The following is a 230-nucleotide window of genomic DNA, read 5'->3' as shown; positions in this document are numbered from 1 at the left end:
TGATGCGCATGCAGCAGGCGATGGCCTTCGGCGACAACGCCGGCTTCCTGCCGCCGCACCACTACGACCAGATCTTCACCGCCCACGGCGTGATCATGATCTTCTTCGTGGCGATGCCGCTGGTGACCGGCTTCATGAACTACGTGGTGCCGCTGCAGATCGGCGCGCGCGACGTGGCCTTCCCGTTCCTCAACAACTTCAGCTTCTGGATGACCGCCTGCGGCGCGGGC

Annotated in this window: 1 protein-coding gene; it reads left to right on the top strand. The window is 64.8% G+C overall.

Features of this window, described 5'->3' with window-relative positions; all coding sequences use genetic code 11:
• A partial coding sequence (locus HKX41_13975; GenBank protein NNC25241.1) for a cytochrome o ubiquinol oxidase subunit I occupies positions 1-230 on the top strand: 230 nt, incomplete at both ends.

The organism is Salifodinibacter halophilus (genome assembly GCA_012999515.1).
Classification (GTDB): domain Bacteria; phylum Pseudomonadota; class Gammaproteobacteria; order Nevskiales; family Salinisphaeraceae; genus Salifodinibacter; species Salifodinibacter halophilus.
Note: the sequence above shows the minus strand (reverse complement) of the source record. Positions and strands in the feature narration are given on the sequence as shown.